At 63.8% G+C, this 20,552-nt stretch carries 19 protein-coding genes; 7 read left to right on the top strand and 12 right to left on the bottom strand.

Annotation, left to right across the window (positions count from 1 at the left end; all coding sequences use genetic code 11):
* Positions 1 to 7: 7 nt before the first annotated feature.
* Entirely contained in the window at positions 8 to 982 is a 975-nt protein-coding gene (locus ACQS5P_RS00325) for a TRAP transporter TatT component family protein (RefSeq protein ID WP_428938913.1), read from the top strand.
* Positions 983 to 1,070: 88 nt separating this feature from the next.
* A complete protein-coding gene (gene dctP / locus ACQS5P_RS00320) occupies positions 1,071 to 2,186 on the top strand; it encodes a TRAP transporter substrate-binding protein DctP (protein WP_428938912.1) in 1,116 nt (371 codons plus the stop codon).
* A gap of 24 nt (positions 2,187 to 2,210) precedes the next feature.
* Here dctP and ACQS5P_RS00315 read toward each other — a convergent pair whose 3' ends face one another.
* Both ACQS5P_RS00315 and ACQS5P_RS00310 read right to left on the bottom strand, forming a co-directional pair.
* On the bottom strand, positions 2,211 to 3,578 hold the full coding sequence (locus tag ACQS5P_RS00315; protein WP_428938911.1) for an amidohydrolase family protein: 1,368 nt from the start codon (positions 3,576 to 3,578) through the stop codon (positions 2,211 to 2,213).
* Between the two features lie 25 nt (positions 3,579 to 3,603).
* Positions 3,604 to 3,837, bottom strand: a complete 234-nt coding sequence (locus ACQS5P_RS00310; protein WP_428938910.1) for a hypothetical protein — start codon at positions 3,835 to 3,837, stop codon at positions 3,604 to 3,606.
* A 228-nt stretch (positions 3,838 to 4,065) separates the two neighbouring features.
* On the opposite strand from ACQS5P_RS00310, the gene ligD (ACQS5P_RS00305) reads away from it, so the two are divergent.
* From ligD (ACQS5P_RS00305) to ACQS5P_RS00290, 4 genes are all read left to right on the top strand, one after another.
* A complete protein-coding gene (gene ligD, locus ACQS5P_RS00305; RefSeq protein WP_428938909.1) occupies positions 4,066 to 5,112 on the top strand; it encodes a non-homologous end-joining DNA ligase in 1,047 nt (348 codons plus the stop codon).
* Between the two features lie 39 nt (positions 5,113 to 5,151).
* Complete coding sequence (locus tag ACQS5P_RS00300) at positions 5,152 to 5,988, top strand: Ku protein (protein ID WP_428938908.1); 837 nt, start codon at positions 5,152 to 5,154, stop codon at positions 5,986 to 5,988.
* Positions 5,985 to 6,893 carry a non-homologous end-joining DNA ligase gene (gene ligD / locus ACQS5P_RS00295; RefSeq protein ID WP_428938907.1) on the top strand — a complete coding sequence of 303 codons (909 nt, stop codon included), beginning with the start codon at positions 5,985 to 5,987 and terminating at the stop codon, positions 6,891 to 6,893. Before ACQS5P_RS00300 ends, ligD (ACQS5P_RS00295) begins: the two co-directional genes overlap by 4 nt.
* A 76-nt stretch (positions 6,894 to 6,969) precedes the next feature.
* On the top strand, positions 6,970 to 8,295 hold the full coding sequence (locus ACQS5P_RS00290) for an FG-GAP repeat domain-containing protein (RefSeq protein ID WP_428938906.1): 1,326 nt from the start codon (positions 6,970 to 6,972) through the stop codon (positions 8,293 to 8,295).
* Here the strand turns inward: ACQS5P_RS00290 and ACQS5P_RS00285 are convergent.
* From ACQS5P_RS00285 to bamD, 10 genes are all read right to left on the bottom strand, one after another.
* Entirely contained in the window at positions 8,276 to 9,310 is a 1,035-nt protein-coding gene (locus ACQS5P_RS00285; protein WP_428938905.1) for a hypothetical protein, read from the bottom strand. The genes ACQS5P_RS00290 and ACQS5P_RS00285 overlap by 20 nt on opposite strands.
* A complete protein-coding gene (locus ACQS5P_RS00280) occupies positions 9,285 to 10,745 on the bottom strand; it encodes an MBOAT family O-acyltransferase (protein WP_428938904.1) in 1,461 nt (486 codons plus the stop codon). The genes ACQS5P_RS00285 and ACQS5P_RS00280 overlap by 26 nt, the downstream gene beginning before the upstream one ends.
* A gap of 513 nt (positions 10,746 to 11,258) precedes the next feature.
* Positions 11,259 to 12,089 carry a sugar phosphate isomerase/epimerase family protein gene (locus tag ACQS5P_RS00275; RefSeq protein ID WP_428938903.1) on the bottom strand — a complete coding sequence of 277 codons (831 nt, stop codon included), beginning with the start codon at positions 12,087 to 12,089 and terminating at the stop codon, positions 11,259 to 11,261.
* A 23-nt stretch (positions 12,090 to 12,112) separates the two neighbouring features.
* Positions 12,113 to 12,919, bottom strand: coding sequence for a glycosyltransferase family 2 protein (locus tag ACQS5P_RS00270; protein WP_428938902.1), 807 nt, complete (start codon positions 12,917 to 12,919; stop codon positions 12,113 to 12,115).
* On the bottom strand, positions 12,858 to 13,652 hold the full coding sequence (locus ACQS5P_RS00265) for a phosphatase PAP2 family protein (RefSeq protein ID WP_428938901.1): 795 nt from the start codon (positions 13,650 to 13,652) through the stop codon (positions 12,858 to 12,860). The genes ACQS5P_RS00270 and ACQS5P_RS00265 overlap by 62 nt, the downstream gene beginning before the upstream one ends.
* 5 nt (positions 13,653 to 13,657) lie before the next feature.
* Positions 13,658 to 15,283 (bottom strand): ArnT family glycosyltransferase, encoded by a 1,626-nt coding sequence (locus ACQS5P_RS00260; protein WP_428938900.1) that lies wholly within the window; start codon positions 15,281 to 15,283, stop codon positions 13,658 to 13,660.
* Positions 15,284 to 15,341: 58 nt separating this feature from the next.
* Positions 15,342 to 16,187 (bottom strand): hypothetical protein, encoded by an 846-nt coding sequence (locus ACQS5P_RS00255; protein ID WP_428938899.1) that lies wholly within the window; start codon positions 16,185 to 16,187, stop codon positions 15,342 to 15,344.
* Positions 16,188 to 16,231: 44 nt separating this feature from the next.
* A complete protein-coding gene (gene ftsH, locus ACQS5P_RS00250; RefSeq protein ID WP_428938898.1) occupies positions 16,232 to 18,283 on the bottom strand; it encodes an ATP-dependent zinc metalloprotease FtsH in 2,052 nt (683 codons plus the stop codon).
* A 99-nt stretch (positions 18,284 to 18,382) separates the two neighbouring features.
* Entirely contained in the window at positions 18,383 to 18,910 is a 528-nt protein-coding gene (gene lptE, locus ACQS5P_RS00245; RefSeq protein WP_428938897.1) for an LPS assembly lipoprotein LptE, read from the bottom strand.
* Positions 18,907 to 19,875 (bottom strand): outer membrane protein assembly factor BamD, encoded by a 969-nt coding sequence (gene bamD / locus ACQS5P_RS00240; protein ID WP_428938896.1) that lies wholly within the window; start codon positions 19,873 to 19,875, stop codon positions 18,907 to 18,909. Before bamD ends, lptE begins: the two co-directional genes overlap by 4 nt.
* A gap of 157 nt (positions 19,876 to 20,032) precedes the next feature.
* On the opposite strand from bamD, the gene ACQS5P_RS00235 reads away from it, so the two are divergent.
* A complete protein-coding gene (locus ACQS5P_RS00235) occupies positions 20,033 to 20,455 on the top strand; it encodes a hypothetical protein (protein WP_428938895.1) in 423 nt (140 codons plus the stop codon).
* The last annotated feature ends 97 nt before the right edge of the window (positions 20,456 to 20,552 follow it).

Raw genomic sequence — 20,552 nt, 5'->3', positions numbered from 1 at the left:
GCAGGCTATGAACCATCGGCTCGTGCGTGGCTTGAGGCTGTTCAACCGGAACGTTTGCCTGGGCATCATGAGCGGCTGGCGGGTGGTGCCGCTGCTTGGTCTGGCGGGCATGCTCATCGCCGCCGGTGGATGCAACCTCAGGCAGCTTGCGTACAGGAGCATGGCCGACGCGCTGGCGGAAAGCGGGTCGGTGTTCGCCTCCGATGACGACCCGGAGCTGATCCGTGACGCCGCTCCGTTCAGCCTCAAGCTCATGGAATCGGTTCTTGCCCAGACACCGCAGCACCGCGGGTTGCTCACCGCCACCTGCGGCGGCTTCACCCAGTACGCTTACGCCTTCATCGTGCAGGATGCCGATGAGCTGGAGACCCGTGACATCGCCGCCGCCCAGCGCCTGCGCGACCGCGCACGCAAGCTGCTGTACCGGGCCAGGGACTACGGCCTGCGCGGACTGGATGCCGCGCATCCGGGATTCTCCGATCAACTGCGCGCCAATCCCAAGCTCGCCGTGCAACGAACCGGGCGAAAGGATGTCCCGCTGCTGTACTGGACGGCCGCGTCGTGGGGGGCGGCCATCGCGATCTCCAAACAGCATCCCGACCTGATCGCCGATCAGCCGCTTGTGGAAGTCCTGATCGATCGCGCGCTGCAACTGGATGAATCTTACGACCACGGGGCGATTCACGCGTTTCTGATCAGCTACGAGCCGGCCCGGCAGGGCGCGAGCGAAAACCTCGAACAGCGGGTCCGCAGACATTTCCAACGCGCCGTGGAGCTCAGCGAAGGCTTGCAGGCCGGGCCGTACGTGGCGCTGGCCGAGACGATCTGCATCCAGAAGCAGGATCGCGCCGAGTTCGAGTCGCTGCTGAACAAGGCGCTGGCGATCGATGTCAACGCCCGGCCCGAGTGGCGCCTGGCGAATGTGATCATGCAGCGTCGGGCCCGATGGCTGCTGTCGCGGATCGACGAGCTGTTCGCCTGAGGTCCATACGCAAGACGCAACGACCCAACAACACAAGGAATCCGAGGGATCAATGCTCTTTCACGTGCTGAGAACTGCCGGTTCGGCCATGCGTGGTGTCAAGTCGACTGGGGGGTTGGCGATCCGGGCGCTGGCCGTGGCGCAACCACCGGCTCGCCACGCGACGTTGCCAGCCGCCATCGCCGTTATCGCTGCTTTGGTGATCCTCCTTGTCACAGCGTCTGTGCACGCGGCTCAACCGCGCATCAAGCTCGCCACGCTTGCGCCAAAGGGAACCAGCTTCCATCAGGTGCTGTTGCAGATGGGAGAAAAGTGGCGAACCGCGCCCGGCGGCGGAGCGACTCTGATCGTCTACACCGACGGCGCGATGGGTGGCGAGGCCGACATGGTCCGACGCATGCGCATCGGGCAGATCCACGCCGCCATGCTTACCGTCACCGGACTGTGCGAGATCGACGACTCCGTCGCCGCACTTCAGAACATCCCCATGGTCTTCCGCTCGCTGGACGAGCTGAGCTATGTCCGCGAAAAGCTCATGCCTCGCTTCGAGCAGCGCTTCCGCGAGAAGGGCTTCATCATCCTCTGTTCCGGCGACGCGGGGTGGGTCTACTTCTTCTCCCGGCAGCCGGGACTGTATCCCGACGACTTCCGGAAGATGAAGATTTTCACCTGGGCGGGCGATCCGACGTCGGCGGACCTGTGGCGCGCGGCCGGTTTCCAGCCGGTCATGCTCGAAATCACCGACTCCCTGACCGCCTTGCAGACAGGATTGATCGACGCGGTGGCGGCGGCGCCGACCTACGCGCTGGCCGGACAGTTCTACGTCCCGGCGCCCAACATGCTTGACATGCCCTGGGCGCCGCTGGTGGGGGCAACCGTGATCACCGAGAAGAGCTGGCGGCAGTTCAGCCCCGAAACGCAACAGGCACTGATGGAATCCGCCCGCGAAGCCGGAGAGCTCATTCAGCAACGCAGCCGCGCCGAAAGCCTGGAAGCCATCGAAGCGATGAAGAAGCGCGGCCTGAAGGTCCACAAAGTCACACCTGAGATCGAAAAGGTCTGGCGAGATACCTGCGAGGCATTCTATCCCAGGATTCGTGGCAGCATTGTCCCGGCGGACATGTACGACGAAGTGCAGCGGCTGCTGGCGGAATACCGCAGCAGGCAGCCCGCCGCCGGCGGAAGCCCCGCGGCCCGCGATTGAATCGCCCCGGCTTGCGGCGTGGCGTCAATTCCGCTTCCAGATCGTTCGGCCGTAATGCACCACCTGCCGAACCTTTTTGTCCAGACGCGCCACCATGTCTTGAATGTCGCGCTGCAGCAGGTGCAGCTCCGGGCCGCTGTCCAACCCTGTCTCACGCAGCTTCCGGATCGCATCGCTGTACTGCGGCGTCGCCGACCACTGGTGCATCTCCAGAAGATGCGATCGAATGACCTCGTCTGCTGAAAGGGCATGCAGCTCCGGCGTCAGCGGGTCGATCTGAACGAAACTCATCGCCTTGCCGAGTTCGAATGATCCGAATTCCTGATCCAGCTCCAGGATCCGCGCCGCCGCAAGAGTCGTGCGGTACAGCGCTTCACCCGGGGTGGCGCGATGCGAGATCGCGTGATGGACCTTGAGGAACTGGGCCATCTCGCACAGCAGCGACGTGGTGGGTGATGCGCCTACATCCGTGCAGATCGCATAGTCCAGATTCTGTTCCATGACCCGCTCCAGCGGCATCACCCCCGATCCCAGAAGCGTGTTGGAAATCGGGCAATGCGCGATCGTCACGCCGCGATGCGTCGCCAGGCGTTCGAATTCCCCATCCGACATGCGCACGCAATGGGCGAGGATGGGCTGGCGGTCCAACAGCCCGTCACGTTCGTAGACCTGCGTGTACGATCCGGCATCGGGGTAGAGCGTCTGCTCGACGAATCGTTTTTCGGCAAGCTGTTCGTTGAGGTGCGTCTGCATTCGCAGCCCCAGCCGATCGGCGATCGAGACGGCCCGACGCCGCAGCCGCGAATCCACCGCCACGGCAAAGCGGTCCGTGACAATCACCCGCCGGCCAAAATCCCGGGCCAGCTCCTGGATGTCCCGCTCCAGCGTTGCCTCATTCGTGCGAAGCTGCGGCGGGCAGTTGATGTTCATCAGGACCAGACCGACGCTCCAGGTTGGCGCAAGCATCTCCAGTGCGACGCGTGCGGCGGCGGGGTGGATCGTCATGTACGCCGCCCCGCCGATCACTCCGTGCGCCAGCGTGTCTTGCAGGAACCCGCCAACGACCTCGCGTGCATAGTCCGGGTCTGCGCATCGCGCCTCGGCGGGAAAGACGTTGCGGTGCAGCCCCGCAATGAGCCGGCCTTCGGGTGGGTTGGGACCGATACCTTCCATGAACCGCCCGCGGATCGGGTGCTGCGGAATGTGGATATGACTGTCGAAGAAAGGCGGACAAATGATGCCGACGCTGCGATGAAAGTCGGTGGTGTCGATGTGCGATGCAGGACCGACGTAGGCAATTCGCCCGCGCGTATCGCCCACCAGCGCGCCGTCGGCGATGAACTGCACGCTGCCGTCCGGCTGGGGATTGAGGATGGGGCCGCGAATCCGCATAGCCGGCGTCATTGTAGCATGCGGACTATCGTGGTCCGGCGTTGCGAATCGCGCGGAAGGGGTTGGGATCGCGTGGCACGCCATAGCCCTCCAGATCCAGGTACTGCCGGATCAGCCGGGCCACCAGCGTGCTCTTCTTGTATCCGCGTTCGCGGCAGAAGCGATCGAGGCGCTCGTACTCGTCGTCTCTGAGAAGCACGCTGATCTTGTTGAGCGTGGGCTTGTTGTCGTCGGTTTTGCCGCTGTTGCTGGCTGCCATGTGCGTAACTCCGTTTCAGTCACGCTACAGGCCGCCGTACGCACCTGTCAGCGCTTGTTTTCACAAGTGAGCACAGTTGAGCAGTTGTGCAAACTGTTCCGCAAAACGCGATTTTGGCGGTGCGCGCTGCGAAGCGGTGCTGGTAGCGTCGCAGGGGTCGGGGCGAAGCGTTCTGGCTTGCGGTCAGGGAGGATGCCGACTTGAGCGCCTGGTTCGAAAGTGATCAAGATGTCCGCAGCGAGCCGCTCCATCCTCACCGGCGCAACGCCCGTCGCGGCGGCGCCATCGACCATGCCGCGTTCCCTGGCGCCGATGCTCGCGACGCCGGCCCGGTGCCTGCCCGGCGATTCGCATCGCTACAGCTTTGAGTTCAAATGGGACGGGGTGCGGGCGATGGTCTACTGGGATCGGCGCGACCTTCGCATCCAGAGCCGAAACCAACTTGACATCACCCGACGATACCCCGAGCTGCATGCTCTGGCAGAGGCACTGGGTTCACATGCGGCGATTCTGGATGGCGAGATCGTCGCCATGGATGAAAATGATCGCCCCAGTTTCGGTCTGCTCCAGCGCCGGATGCACGCCGAGAGCGCAGCAATCGCGCGGCTCGTGCCGCAGGTTCCGGTGTATCTGGTCCTGTTCGATCTGCTGTGGCTCGATGGACAGTCGCTGATGCGCCGGCCCCTGCTGGAGCGCCGCCGGATGCTTGCGGACCTGACGCTCGTAGGGCCGAGCTGGCGCGTTTCGCCAGCAGTGGTCGGCCAAGGCGAATCGATCCTCCAAACCGCCAGGCGCCACCGGCTTGAAGGGATCATCGCCAAGCGGATCGACAGCATCTACGAGCCGGGCCGGCGCTCGCCGAACTGGAAGAAGATCAAGCTGGTGTACCGGCAGGAGTTCGTGGTGGGGGGCTGGACCAGCGAGCATGGCTCGTCGCGCCGCCTCGGGGCGCTGCACGTCGGGTACTTCCAGGCGGGCAGGGCGGGCCGCTCGCGGGGGCGGTTGCGTTACGCCGGCGCCGTCGGCAGCGGGTATACAGACGCGCATCTCCGCAGCATCGTCGAACGGTTATGCCGCATCGAAACCCGTATGAACCCGTTTATCGATCCACTGCCTCGGCGCGATATCCGTTTCGTCGAGCCCAGGCTTGTGATTGAAGTGGAGTACCGCCGCTGGCCGGCGGGGGGACTGATCCAGCAGGCGTCATTCAAAGGCTTGCGCACGGACAAGCGCGCCAGCCAGGTTGTCAGGGAAGACCCCGCGTGCAGCCTGTGAATCTGTTTGGCCGCACGTTGCGTCCGAAAGGTGCTTCCCATGGCCCGTCGCGCGATATGGACCGGATCGATCTCTTTTGGTCTGGTGAACATCCCCGTCCGCATGTTCACCGCCACGCAGGATCGCAGCATTCGCTTCCATCTGCTTCACGATCAGGATCGGGCCAGGATCCAGCGCAGGCTGGTGTCGTCGGCGACGGGCAAGGAAGTCCACCCCGAACACATCGTCCGCGGATTCGAGATCGCCAGGGATCAGTACGTCGTCGTGGAAAAGGAGGAACTCGAAACCTGTGCGCCCGAAAAAACCAGGGCGATCGAGATCACCGACTTTGTCGAGTTGAAGGAAATCGACCCGGTGTTCTACGAGCGGCCATACTATCTGGCGCCGCAACCCGGTGCAGGCAAATCGTATCGCCTGCTGGTCGAGGCGATGGGTCGATCCAGGCGTGTGGCGATCGCGCGGTTCGTGATGCACGAGAAACAGCATCTGGTGGCGCTGCGCGTGCTGGGCAACGCGATCTGCCTGGAAGTGATGCGTTATGCGGATGAGATCGTGCCGCTGGAGCAGATTGACGGGATTCCGTCGGATGCGAAGATTGGCGAGCGCGAGCTGAAGGCGGCGCAGCAGCTCATTGATTCGCTGGGAAGCGAGTTTGACCCGAGCAGGTACACCGACGAGTACCGCGACTGCATCATGTCGATCGTCGAGCGCAAGGGTCGCGGCGAGCAGATCCACGTGCAGCCGGTGAGCGAACGCAAGCCAAGCCGAGCCGCCGATCTGATGGCCGCGCTGGAAGCCAGCCTCGCGGCCGCCACCAGAAAACGCAACGGGCAGGCTCATTCGCATGGTCACGGAAGGCGGCGGAAGCGCGCATGACGCCACGAAACGTTACACACCTGCGGATCGGCCAGCGGAAACTGGCGCTGTCGAACCTCGACAAGGTGCTGTATCCGCGGGCGGGATTCACCAAGGGCGACGTGATCGACTACTGCCGCCGCATCGCGCCCGTGCTGCTGAAGCATCTGAAGGGCCGGCCGGTGACACTCAAGCGCTATCCCGCCGGAGTGACGGGCAAGTTTTTCTATGAGAAAAACTGCCCCGCGCACAAACCACCGTGGGTTGCGACGCTGCGCGTCAGGGGCACCCAATCCGTCATCAACTACTGCCTGGTTGATCACCTTGCGACACTGCTGTGGGTGGCGAACCTGGCCTCGCTGGAACTGCACACATTGCTCTGGCGGCAGAACCACCTGGGCCGCCCGACGGCGATGGTGTTCGATCTCGATCCCGGCGCGCCTGCGGGGTTGATCGACTGCCTGCCCCTGGCGCTGCGGTTGCGCGACATGCTCGAGAACATGGGCCTGAAGTGTTTCGGCAAGACGTCCGGCGGCAAGGGATTTCACGTCTATGTGCCGCTGAACACGGCGGTGACGTTCGATCAGACCAAGCACTTTGCACATTCGTTGGCGCAGGTTCTGGAGCGCGCCGGGCCGAACAAAGTCACGTCAGTGATGCGAAAGGATCTGCGTAAGGAAAAGGTGCTGGTGGACTGGAGCCAGAACGACGAGCATAAGACCACTGTTTGCGTCTATTCGCTCCGCGCCAAGCAACGCCCAGCCGTCTCCACGCCGGTGACGTGGCTTGAGGTTGAAAACGCGCTGCGGCGGCGCGACATCGAGCGACTGACCTTCGAGCCGGAGGACGTGCTGCGGCGGGTCGAGGAGCATGGCGACCTGTTCGCCGGTGTCCTGAATCTTCGCCAGAAACTGCCGGCGGTGTAGCCAATTCCTGATGCGGCTGAATCTGGTCGAGGTATAATCGCAGCCAAACCGAGTGGCACTTCAACGGAGGCACGTCATGACTCGATCGCCTCTATCCCGCGCGGCGACGGTACGTTTGGAACTGCTTGAGCGGCGGGTGTTCCTTGATGCCGCAGGCACCGCCACCGTGCTTTCGTTCAGGCCGCCGATTCACAGTCTGGTGGGAACATCGAGCGTGTTGGGGTCGGCGGATTTCAATCGCGATCACATCCCCGATCTGGTCAGCGCCGCGCGCGGGCAGGACTATGGCCAGGTGTTGTACGGCACGGGCGACGGGCGTTTCAATCCTCCCATGATCGCGGTGGTGCTGCCGACCGGACCGGCGGTGACCGCGGTCGCCACCGGCGATTTCACCAGCGACGGCATCCCCGACGCCGTTTTCGCCAACAACCCGGCCAACCGAAACAGTACCGTGACCCTGCTCAATGGGCGTAACCTGTTTGCCGGCGCCCGCTCGTTCTGGGTTGGGGCTGCGCCGACGAGCCTGGCGGTGGCGGATTTCAACCACGACGCAAACCTCGATTTGCTGATCGCGCATGCCGCGCCCTGGACGCCACAGTTCTCGCTGGCCCCGCCACGCTACGGCGCCGGGCTGCTGCTGGGCAATGGCGACGGCACGTTCCGCCCTGAACAGCTCGTCCCGACGTTCGGCCCGCAGACGCACGTCGCCGTCGCGGATGTCACTGGTGATGGGCTGGTCGATGCCGTCTTCGGCGGCTCGCCACCCGATTACCTGGATATCCCCGATCAGCGGTTCCTGTTTACGGTGATGGGCAGCAAGGACGACGTCTATCGCGTGACGACCAGCCGCCTGTTCTATGGCGAGATGACCGGCCTGGCGTTGGGCGATATGAATCGCGATGGCCGGGCCGACGTGGCGGCCATCGAGACGCCGCTGTCGGGTTTGAGCTCGAGCGGGACCTGGCCCGGCGAATCCGGAGCGTGGGTGCTGCTCAGTAATGGCGACGGCTCGTACGTCGCCAGCGCCAACGTGCCCACGCTGATCGGCAATCCCGCCGGCGCGTCGCTGGCCGACTTTGATCGGGATGGTCGGCTTGATCTGGCTGTGGGGGGCGACCATGTGCTGCCGACGATGGATCCGCTGCCGCCGGGCGCGGTCTCAATCCTCCGCGGTGCCCGTGCCGGGCAACTGCATCCGCCGATCCTGTTCCGCACCATCTACGTGCCGCAGGTGCAGCTCACCATCGATGCCAACCTCGATGGACGCGCGGACATCATCACCGGCCATGCGCAGGGCGTCACGGCGCTTCTGAATGCCACGCCCGCCCGCCCGATTCGTGAATTGACCCTCACAAGCATTGCGACGATCGAACAGGACATCCTCACGATCGCTTTTGCCTGATACTCGACGTGACGGCCCGGTCACGTGACCAGTTGATCCCGCGCAGCCGCTCGTGCAGCCGGTCGATCACCAGTTGGGTCCGCCTGGCCGTGCCCTCGGCCAGCGTGTGGTATTCCATGTCATAAAACCACTTGTCGGCGTAGACGGTTTCCTGCGGCAAGGAGATCAGCTCTGCGTGCAGTTGCTTGACCAGGCGTTCGTGCAGCGTTTGAATCGCCTGTGTGTCGCGCTCAAACTCCGTCTGCGGATAGGGCGCATAGGTGAAGAACACCGTCGCGCCGCGGGCGCGGCACCCGTCGGCAAAGGCGTTCAACCGCTCGATCACCTGTCCCACGCGCATCGGGTCGAATCGCAGCGCCTTGCCGATCCTTCGCTGGGGCAACTGTTGCGGCGGCAGCTTCAGATGCGCCACCACGTCGCCCAGCTCGTTGAACGAGTCGTGGCGATAGGGCTGCTCCGGGCGGAAGGGCATCCGTCCCACCGCCGACAACGCCAGCGTGCGAACGCGCCGCCCGAGCAGTGCCAGCCCCTGGTCGCAGACTTTCTTGAAGACCTCCCAATCCATCCCGTCCAGGGTAGCCCGCGGCGAGGTCATCATCGCCTCGGCGATCGTGTCGCTTGTCGAGTCGTAGGCGAAGTGCAGGTACTCCACCGCCAGCACCACCACGTCGCCTTGCCGAACATTTCGCAGCGTCTGGTTCAGCAGCAGGGGCAACCCCAGCCCCTGGTGAAGCCCCATGTTCACCGGCTCCAGGCGCAGCTCGGAACGGATCCGCGTCGAGTCGAAGGAAAAGGCCAGGTTCGAGCTGCCCACCAGCAGCAGCCGCGGCGAGGGCGCGCTGATCAGGCGATCGTACTTGGTCTGAAGCGCGGCGATGTAGGTATCGGGCGCCTGCCGCGCAAACGGCGCCAGCACCGCCACCGCGATCGCGCACTGGATCAGCAGGAACAGTCCCACCCGCCACGCGAAGCGTCGCAGTCCTGTCGCCTCAGAACTGGAAGTAGATGAAGGCATTAGCACCGGACGCCTCCTGGAAAACGCATGTCCATACCAGCAGCGTGTAAAGCGACCAGCGGAGCGGCTGCGGCCCGGGCACGCGCGCCAGAGCGTGCCGCTCGGCGCGCTGCACCCACTCCAGCACCACGAACCCCGGCAGGATCAGCAGCGCCAGCTTCACCGTCACACCCAGCGTCGCCAGTTCCCTCAAGGCCGCATAGTGCCGGGGGCTCCACAGGTCGGTGCAGATCCGGCCAAGCACGTTCAGCGCATCCGACAACGTGGCGGCGCGGAAGAAGACCCAGCCGATGCACACGAGCAGGAACGTGCCGGCGATGCGGGCCAGAACCGCCGGGCGGGGGATCAGTCCCGTGCCGCCGGGCGCGTCGGCGGCACGCAGCGCCCCGGCCCGGGGTCGCATCACCGACGGCATTACCCCCAGGCCGTTGATCGCGCCCCAGATCACGAAATTCCATGACGCGCCGTGCCACAGTCCGCTGACGATGAATGTCACCATCACGTTCCACGCCTGCCTGGCCCGCGCCACGCGGCTGCCGCCCAGCGGAATGTAAACGTAGTCCCTGAACCAGCTCGAGAGCGTGATGTGCCACCGCCGCCAGAACTCCGCCAGATCCTGCGAAAAGTACGGAAATGCGAAGTTACGGGTCAGATTGAACCCAAACCAGCGGGCGCAGCCGATGGCGATATCGGTGTACCCGGAAAAATCGCAGTAAATCTGAAACGCGAAGCAGACCGTCGCCAGCGCCAGCGCCACGCCATTGGCCTGCAGGTTGCCGTAGAAGTGGTCCACCACCACTCCAAGGTTGTCCGCCAGCACCATTTTCTTGAAGAAGCCCAGCAGCATCTGCCGGCAGCCGTCGACCGCCTGCGCGTAGTTGAACCGCCGGGGCGACTGGAACTGCGGCAGCAGATCGACGGCCCGCTCGATCGGCCCGGCCACGAGCTGCGGGAAAAACGACACGTAGGCCAGGTAGTCGATGATGTTGCGTGTGGCCTGCATCTTCCCGCGGAAGATGTCGATGGTGTAGCTCATGGTCTGAAACGTATAGAAGCTGATTCCCACGGGAAGAACGACCTGAAGCGTGAAGCGGTCCATCCGCCAGCCGATCGACTCCATCGCCAACTGAAGATTCTCGATGAAGAAGTTGGAGTACTTGAAGAAGCCGAGCATGCCGAGGTTGGCCGCCAGGCTCGCCAGCAGGATTCCCCGCCGAGCTGCCGGACGTGTCGCGCGCATCAGCCCCAGCCCGGCGAAATAATCAAACAGGCTGTTGGCCAGGATCAGAAAGCAGAATCGCCAGTCCCACCACCCGTAGAAAAAGTAGCTGGACAGCAGGATCAAAAGGTTCTGCGCCGTGCGCCCGCGCAGCGTCCAGTACCCCGCGAACACCGCCAGCAGAAAGACGATGAAGCTGAGCGTCGTGAAGATCATGGCAACAGGAGCAGGGCCAACATCCGTATCCACCGGCACCCGCCGCCGATGGCTTGCCCGATAGCAGCGTGCTGTGCCGGCCGCCATGCAGCGGCACGACTCGCCGCCCACGACGCGGCAGGTCATTCAGCCGGTCGTTCGGGCGCGCAACTGCGTCCGTCGGTGTGCGAATCTGCTCATGGCGGGGAGATCCGCCGCGGACAGATCGTCCCGCGTCGTTGTCCCACTGGACCCCGTGATGTGTATCCGACGGGCCGGGGAATCGCCGACCACACCCACCGGTACGGTGCGGCAAGGCACTCGCGCGGACATGTCACTGCTGGCGGTTGCAAGGCCGTACTTCCTGCTCAGATTTGATATCGGACAATTCCCGGATGCAAGTGAATCAGCGCGCCTGTCTGCTCACCGCTGCAAGTACAAGCCATCGTGCTGCGGGTTTGCCGGCCGCCAGGTTCAGCCCCGTTTGTGTCTTCGTGGGATACCTTCAGGAGCAGGGGTCGTCAGCAGTATCGGCTATTGTGCCTCGCGCAGGGCGCGGATGGCGGCGCGGATGTCGGCCAGTCGATTCTCGCCCGCCTCGCGCTCGATGGCCAGCGGGCCGCGGTAGCCGATTTTGTCAAGCGCGTCCAGGAAGCGGGCGGGCCCGACCTGCCCGGTCCCGAAGGGGACTTCGGTGCCCCAGACCATGCGGGGCTGGCTGGAGGCGATCGCGTCCTTGACGTGAACATGTCGGATGTGGCGATTGAGGATTCCGATCGCCTCGATGGGATCTCCGGCGCCGTAGAGGATCATGTTGGCCGGATCGAAGTTGACGGCGACGTTGCGGCAGTTGAGGTCATTGAGGAACTGGAGCAGTTCAGAAGCGGACTCCTGGCCGGTTTCCATGAGCAGGCAGACGTTGATGGCGGCGACTTCGGTGGCCAGCTCGCGTGCGCGCTGGACCATGACGCGGTAGAGCGGGTCGTTGGAGGCCGGGATGAACCCCATGTGGAACGTAAGCAGCGAGGCGCCCAGTTCCGCCGAGAGCTGCGCGGCGCGGAGGGTGAGATCGCGCCGTTCGGGCCAGCGATCCTCGGGCACGAGCCCGCCGGTCTGCCGGATTGTGGCGATGGTGGTGTAATCCTCGCCGGGGAAGCTGATCATGGTGGCGGTGAGTTTCAGTCCGGATTCGCGAAGCTGCTGGATTTGAGCCTGCCGCGCGGGCTGGTCCATTTCCAGCAGCGGTCGCAGGCCAAGCTGCACGTGCTCGAGCCCGAGCTGCCTGACAGCATCAATCATCTCGGCCATGCCCGCGGGGCGAAGCGACCAGCTACAGACGGCGATGTCGTGTCCTCGAACCTGCATGATGTCCTTCCAGTCGAATGCGGTCAGTGCTCGTTTGGCAGTTGATGACTCTCGGTGGCCGGCTGCTGTTGCCCGGGGTAGTCGCGATCGGGCGTTACCTCCGTAGCCTGATAGCGCAGCCAGCGTTTCTTGAGCCAGCGTACACCAAACAAGTCATAGATTCCGACGAAAGCGCGATTGCCAAAGCCGTATTTTGCGGTTCCCGCGAAGCGTTGTGAATGCTTGACGGGCGTTTCGTAGACCTTGTAGCCGCGCATCTTCACCAGCGTGGGAAAATAGCGATGCGCGCCGCGAAACAGCTTCAATCCCTTGATGGCATGCGCGCGGTAAACCTTAAGGCTGCTGGCCGAGTCGTGCACCGTCTCTCCGGTGATCCAGTTGCGGATGCGGTTGGCCTGGCGGCTCTGCCAGCGGCGAAAGGGGCTGTCCTGGCGCTGCTTTCGCCAGCCGGTGATCATATCGACGTTATGCTCATCGAGCATGGGGATCAGGCGGGGGATTTCCTCCGGATCGTTTTGCAGGTCGGCGTCGATGGTGGCGATGATCTGCCCGCGAGCGGCCTGAAAGCCGGCCTCGAACGCGGCGCTTTGCCCGGCGTTTTCCTGCATCCGCAGCACACGCAGCCAGGGGTACTGTCGCATCGCCTGGCGAAGCAGTTTCGGCGTGTCGTCGGTGCTGCCGTCGTCGATAATGATCACTTCAAATGGCTTGTTGAGTGTGGCCAGGGCGTTGGCGACCCGCTGGAGCAGCGTCGGGATGTTTTCCTGCTCATTGTAAGCAGGAATCACCAGCGACAGGTAAGGTGCGTTGGCCTGTGGCGTTTGATCCATGATGATGCAGACCAATGTCGATGTTGGGCGCGCGGGCCGCGGCGATGAGCCCGGATTCATCCGGGGTTGCGTGTGATGCTGATGCCTGTGCGGAGCACCACCTGTCCCACCAGACTCTTCGCACGAGCCAGACGCTGGCCACGCCCAGTGCGGCGGCGACGACGACGTCGCTGAGCCAGTGGGCGTTTTCCGCGACGCGCTCGGCGGCGACGAGCACCGCCACCGCATAGAACCCGCCGCGCCAACGCGGCAACAGGATACTCATCGTGGCGGCGGTCGCAAACGCCCAGGCCACATGCCCGGATGGAAAGCACAGGTTGGTCTGATGGACAATGCCGGGGATTCCGCCGCGAAACGGATGCAGCTCGAACGGCGCCAGATAGGCATGGCCTTCAGGATCGAACAATTTGAATGGCCGCGTGCGTCCGACGATCCATTTGGAGATGCCATTGACCCCGCTGATCGTTGCCGCCAGCAGAAGCAGCGCTCCGCCGCGCCAGCGCAGGCGGTGCGCCAGGCAAACGGCGGCGGCGATGAGCAGCGTGAACCATGCCTCGCCGGGGGATTTGAGCACGTGTTCCAGCCATGGATGATGATGAAGCCATGCCTCGGCGCCGGATTGCCGCATGGCGTCGGCGACGATCCGATCCAGCGCCGCCGCCACGGCGATGGCGGTGCTCCAGAGCAGCACGATGCGCACAACGCGCCGGCGACTGTTCTCAGGCAGGTGCATGTCGATCAGAAGCTGCTGTGCCCACCCGGGCGCCCAAAGCCGCGGAATCCGTAACACCTCCAAGTCTTATATGTCTTGAGCCGCACTCCGTCTACCATGATCGGCAGCTCAGGCAGCTTTTGGACCGAGCTGAAGGCGACCAGCACCTCGGCGGGAAGCTGTCCGCCCTTGCCCACGTAGACGGCGTTGCGACCGATCAGTGGGGAAGCCTTGTCCAGGCGACGGTCCGGCCAGACGTCGTACTGTGACATGCGCTTGCCGAAATACGATCCGGCGCAATAGGTTCTGGGCTGGCCGCGGACGTAGAACGCCATTTCGGCGGTCTGCTGGTAATCGTCACAGAGGACGAACGCGCCGGGGCCGAGCGCGGCGAGCTGCTCCGACACATGTTGTCCCAGCTCCTCCCAGCCGCGCAGGCGTGCCAGGGGATCGAGGCTGCCGATGTCGCGGTTGGTCAGCCTCGCCATCGGTCGAAGCAGCGGATAGATGACCGACGTGTCGTGCGCGACGGGGATGAAGATCAGCCCGATGAGAGTCGAAGCGTAGAGCCAGCCGCGCCACGGCTTCCACGTACTGATGCTGCGCAGTCGCGTTGCGATGAAGTAGGCGGTGAGAATCAGGAGCGTGAAGTACGCCGGCGCCGGCCAGTTGACCTGGACCTTCGTGCGGAAGCTGGCCAGAAAGTTAAGCGCAAAAAATGTCAGCCCGATCCAGGAAAGCAGCAGGAGTCTTGCGCGGGTGGCGCCGTTGTGGTCATCGTTTCTGCTGCGAATGGAATGTACGATGGCTGCGATGACGAGCACCGCCAGTGTCGGGCCAAGCGCGGCGAGCTGTCCGGTGAGCATTTCCAGCGGCCGGATCAGCGAGAACGTGCCACGGGTCGCGCCGGTCTGGGTTGCGACGTGTCGAAGCGATACCCAGTCGTGCTGCATGTTCCAGACCAGCACCGGGATCGTAAACAGCGATGCGACCAGCAGGGCCAGCAGCGCAGCACCGAGCTTTCGCCTGGGGCCGTGCAGTGCCAGAAAGCCGAAGACCCCGACAAACCAGAGAAACGCAGCGTACTTTGCGAGGAAACCCGTGCCGATCGCGACGCCGACGAGCCACCAGGCCCAGGGCTTGTGGTCGAAGATCGCGATCGCCGCGAAATACGTCGCCAGCGCCCAGCAGAAGACCATCGGCGGATCGATGGTCATCAGCACGCTTCCGGCGATGAACATCGGGACGATGTGCAACAGCAGCACCGCGCCCAGCGCCAGCCGCTCGGATCCAAACAGCCGGCGAGTGAGCAAATACGTGACGATCGACGTCAGCACGCCCAGCAGCAGGGCCGGATACCGCACCGCCGGCATCGTTTCGCCGAAGAGGGCGCAGCTTGCGCGGATGATACAGGCGACCAGCGGCCCCTTGCTGTAGTAGCTGAGATCGAGCTGTCGCGACCAGTCCCAGTACTGGGCTTCGTCTCCCGAAAGATCGATCGGGCAATCATGGTGCAGATACCGCAGATGCGAGAAAAACCCCGCCGCCAGCACCACGACGAGAATGATCCTGCACCGCAGCGGCGTCAGCCAGCGCAAATCCCACGCCGGCCGCGTGCCGCTGTTCGTGGTTGTGTTGCTGCAAACCGTCATTCAAAACAGAAGCAAGATGAACCATGAAGCCGGAGCGAAACGAAGCGGCCGCTGAACTTCAACAACCGCTTCGTGCCCCGGTGTCTTCGAGATTCATTCCCGTTGCAACGGGTTCTCCCTTCACCGTCAATCTTGCCGGATGTCCAAACCACTCGCGACGGCCGGAAGCGTAATGGGCGATCATCACCCGCTCCACGTCGTGCATATTGCCGTCGGCCGGGACCCAGCCGCCGTCGATATCGGGAAAATCGATCCGGCAGTTCTGGCACTTCTTGCCGTCGTAGTATCGGATGGGACACCAGAAGGACTCGACGTTTCGCAGCATCTCCGCTCCCAGCGCGTACACGCCGGTCATCCAGTCGCAATACAGGCACCAGATCAGGTCGTGACCGACCAAACCCTGGAACTTGTGCCGGCTGACGTTGATCCACTCCGCCTGTTTGTATCTGGGAAAACCCAGCAGCACGACCAGCGGCCAGTACGCGGTGATCTGGAGGATACGGATGAACCAGAACCCCGGCAGGGCGATGAGGGTGAGCCACAGGGCCAGATGATTCGGCCAGCGCCCGACAGTGCGGTTGATGAACTTGACGATGCGTGGTCCGCGCGCGGCGTCGCGGTAGATAAGTTCGTGGATGACGCACCATCCGCCCAGGGCCAGGATCTGCCCGAGCAGGGATCCGGCCAAGCCGAGCCATCCTGCCCCGATGGCGGCGATGACCCACGGAATCCAGGTGAGCAGAGCAACCCACAGATCCAGAAGCGGCGCCCGGGCGAACCGGTCGGAAATCTCGCGCCCGGCCGTACCCAGCCGTGGCGTGGCCGTCAGGATCGCACTCAGCACGGCGGTGCCCAGCAGGCTCGCCCCTGCCGCCCGCAACAACAGCTCGATCGATGGAGGCATCTGCGCATCATCGGCCCGGGCGGCCAAAGCCGCAAGGCTCCGGTTCATCCCGGTGCCGGCAATGCGCCGCCGCCGAGGCCGGGTTGCACGTCCGGCTCGGCCGGGTTGGTGGCGGGTTGAATGGTGGTGGCCCGGCGGGACTGCTCCTTGGCCAGCAGATCGCTGACCGTCGGCTTGCTGAGGTTGTCCCCACGCATGATCCGGTCGATGTCGCTGGCGTCGAGCGTTTCGTATCGCATCAGCGCCTTGGCGACGGCCTCGACGCGGTCGCGGTTGGCCTCCAGAAGCTGCCGGGTCTCTTCGTACAGCCGGTCGATCAGCTTCTTGACCTCTTCGTCGATGATGCGCGCGGTCTCTTCGGAGTACTCGCGACCGCCGATGTCGAAGTAGTTGGGCCGCGTGTCGTCCTCGCCGTAGTAGACGAACCCCAGCCGCTCGTTCATGCCCCAGTCGCGGACCATCTTTCGGGCGATGCTGGTGGCCTGGCGGATGTCGCCCAGCGCGCCGGTGTTGATGTCGCCGCAGAACATCTGCTCGGCGATTCGCCCGCCGAACAGCGTCTTCATGGTCGCCAGGCACCAGCGGCGAGAGTAGTTGGTGCGGTCCTTCTCCGGCAGGGCGAAGGTGGCGCCGCCCATCTGCCCGCGAGGGATGATGGTGACCTTGTGGATCGGATCGGCGTCCTTCTCCAGGTACTGCACGACGGCGTGCCCGGCCTCGTGATAGGCGGTGGCGATCTTCTCCTTTTCGTCGATGACGCGGCTTTTACGAGCGCGTCCCCAGCGGACCTTGTCACGGGCTTCTTCCAGGTCGTCCTGCTCGATGAACTCCTTGCCCGCCAGCGTCGCCGCCAGTGCCGCCTCGTTGATGATCGCCGCCAGGTCGGCGCCGCTGAATCCGGGCGTCGCCCGCGCCAGCCGAAGCAGATCGACATTGGGTCCGAGCTTCACCTTTCGGCTGTGGACCTTGAGAATCTCCAGGCGTCCCTTGACGTCGGGCAGCGGCACGTAGATTTGCCGGTCGAAGCGTCCAGGGCGTGTCAGGGCCGGGTCCAGCACATCCACGCGGTTGGTGGCGGCGATGACGATGACCTGGTCGTTGGTGTCGAAGCCGTCCATTTCGACCAGGATGGCGTTGAGGGTTTGCTCGCGCTCGTCGTGCCCGCCGGATGAGAATCCGGATCCGCGTCGCCGGCCCACAGCGTCGATTTCGTCCAGGAAGATGATGCAGGGGCTGTTGTCCTTGGCCTGCTTGAACAGGTCCCGCACGCGGCTGGCGCCCACGCCCACGAACATCTCGACGAAGTCCGAGCCGCTGATGGAGAAGAACGGCACGTCGGCTTCGCCGGCGATGGCTTTGGCCAGCAGGGTCTTGCCTGTCCCCGGCTCGCCGACCAGCAGCACGCCGCGGGGAATCCGCCCGCCCAGACGCTGGAATTTTTTGGGGTTCTTGAGGAACTCGACGATCTCGATGACCTCTTCCTTGGCCTCCTCGATGCCCGCGACGTCGTCAAACGTGACGTTGGTGTGCTCCTTGGAGGTGATTTTGTGTCGGCTGCGGCCGAAGTTGCCCAGCATCCCGCCGGCGCCGGCGCTGTTTCGGAGCTGGCGGAACACGAAGAACCAGATGAACCCGAAGATCAGCAGCCAGGGGATCAGCGGGAGGATGAACTGAAGCAGGAAGTTCTGACTGTTCTCGACTTTGATGGCCGGGTTGGAGTTGGATTTTCGTCCGCGTTCGACCAGATCCTTGAGGAACTGATAGTCCATGGAAAGCCCGGTGGGCAGCGTGGTTCGGAACAGCTCGATTTTCTGCCCGCTGGGCAGGGCGACTTCGGTGTTGAACTGCCCGTGGATCTCGTCATTCTCGATGGTCAGTTCCTTGATCTTTCCATTGTCCAGCTCGGTCCAGAACTGGCTGTAATCGATCGAGTGATAGGCGCGGGACTGCTTGCTGAAGAGCATGAAGAGCATGACCGCAAGCCCGATGAACAGAATCCATCCGAACACGCCGCGTCCGAAGCGCAGCCCGCCGTTGGCGCCGGGGCCCCGGCCGTTTTTTCTTGCAGGTTTTTCGGGGCGTTGCTCAGCCGACATAAAGCTTTTTCCTTGGTGGTACGTCCCGGGGTGGTACGTCCCGGCCAATCATAAGGTTGCGAAGGGACGGATTTCCACGCCAATTCGCCGCCGAAGTTCTCACCAATCCGCCTGCAGCTCCTGCACGATCGCCAGCGCCAGGCGTTCGACCGACTGCTGGCTGGCATGGAACTGACCTTCGCCGAGTGTCGGATAATACGGCGTGGTCTGCTCGAAGTTCCGCCTCTCCAGCAGGATCTGCCCGGTCCGCAGGTCCTTCCAGATCAGGTCGAGCGTGACGATGTAAAGCTGCTCCTCCGGCACCCCGGTGATGCGATCGCGGTTGATCGTGTCGCGGCGCACGGAGGTGATCTGGCCTTCCAGGATCGTGTCGGCGCGCTGCGGCGGGGCGACCTTGTAAGGAGAGTGTGCCTCAAGTTGCTTGATGACGGCCTGCGTCAGCGCGAATTCGATGCCGCGGGTGAAGTCCTTGTTGGTGAATATAGGGACTGCAACGGTTTTGACGTCCTCGCGGTACAGTGATCGCCACTGGTAGTCGCCGGAGGGTTCATCTCCGCTGCGTGTGTAGCCGCAACCGCTCAGCAGCGTCATCGAAAGCCAGACGATGTCCACCCAGCGTCGTTTCATGGTTGCGTGCCCGGTTGTGTGGTGGCTGGAGAAGCTTCGCCCAACTGTATCAGGATCTGCTGCGCCCTGGGAGCTTCCGTGCTGTCGGGGTAATTCTTCAGCAGCAGGCTGTACGTATACGCCGCCGCCTGCGGCTGCCGCGTACGCCGGTAAAACTCCGCCGTCACCGCGAGCTTCCTGGCAAAGGTGTTGTCGATGCGTTCCAGCACCGCCGGGATATTCTCCTGTGCCGCCAGATCCGGGTAGTCGCGGACGATGTCCTGAAGCTGGGCCTTGGCGTCGATGACCGGCGTGGCGTCGAACTTCAGCCCGCGGAACTGCGCCAGGTTGGAATACGCCTGTCGCAGGCGAACCCTGGGCAGCACCGGACTGCGGGGATAGCTCTTGGCGTAGGCGGCGTAGGCGTCCTCGGCAAGGTCGTACTGCGCGTCGGCATAGTAGTAGTCCGCCGTGCGCAGCAGCGCCTTTTCCGCCAGCGGCGAGCCGGGCGCACGCTGCTGAATGCGGTACAGCATCTCGATCGCCTCATCCTCGGCGCCGAACATCGGGATCTTGAGAAAGCGGCGCTTGTAGCCGTTGAGAAACGCATCGGCGATCTGGTATTGCCGTTCCAGCGCCTGGTGATACAGGGGGCTTTCCGGGTAGGTGTCCAGCAATTCGTCCAGGTAATAAAACGCCTTGATCCGATTGCCGTAGTGGTACAGCGCCTCGGCCATGAGAAACAGGGCGCGATCGCGCAGGGGTGAGTCCGGGTTGCGCTTGAGCCAGGCGACGGCGCTTTTCATCGCGGCAGAATACTTGCGATCCTGGATGAGTTGTTCGATGCGCAGCAGCGCCGGATCAACCGCGGGGCGGGTGGCAGGTAGTTCGATCTCGACCCATCGCCCGCCACGCAGCTCGGACGTTCGAGAAGTCTGCGCCCAGAGGATCGCCGGCGCAGCCAGCAGCCCGAAGAATACAGCCATCCCTGGCAGGCAGCGGCAAAATCGCATGAGCGGTGATTGTATTGGCCAGGCAGGTTGCGGCAAGGGAACAGTCGCAGGCTTGCCGATTGCGGGCGTGGCGGGGGATTCTGTGCTGCTGCTCGTCAGCGGGGCGGGCAGGTCGATATACTGTCAGTCCGTGCACACCAACCGGCCAGACCACGACCGCGACCGCAAGATCGCCGACAGCGGCTGGGGCATCAAGCCGGACGATCAGCCGGCCAACGCCCAGCAGGCGCCGGCGGATGCGGTTCGGGTCTGGCGATACGATCCATCGGAGCCGGATGTGGTTCGCAGGATCCTTCGCGCACAGCGACGCGGCTTCAACATTGCCAATCGCGTCCGCGTGGAGAGTGGACGAACCATCATCATCGACATCAACAAGGACGAGTTCGTGATTCAGGGCCTGGGATACGGCGACCCGGTGCTGCTGGAGCTGCTGGAGAATCTCGGCGCGGCATTCAACCCGCAGGAGCTGTCGAAGCTGCCGGCGGACGAGCCGACACCACGAACGTATGATCTGAGCCGCACCTGGGCGTGGGGCGCCGAACGAAGCGGGTAAGCCCGGCCGTTTTTGCGGCCGCGTTAACGCCAACCTCGCAACACCCGGTCGTCTTGCAGCTTTGCTATTGTTGCATCCGACCTCCAGACGTATACTC

This window comes from Fontivita pretiosa, assembly GCF_050410795.1.
Lineage (GTDB): Bacteria > Planctomycetota > Phycisphaerae > Tepidisphaerales > Tepidisphaeraceae > Fontivita > Fontivita pretiosa.
Note: the sequence above shows the minus strand (reverse complement) of the source record. Positions and strands in the feature narration are given on the sequence as shown.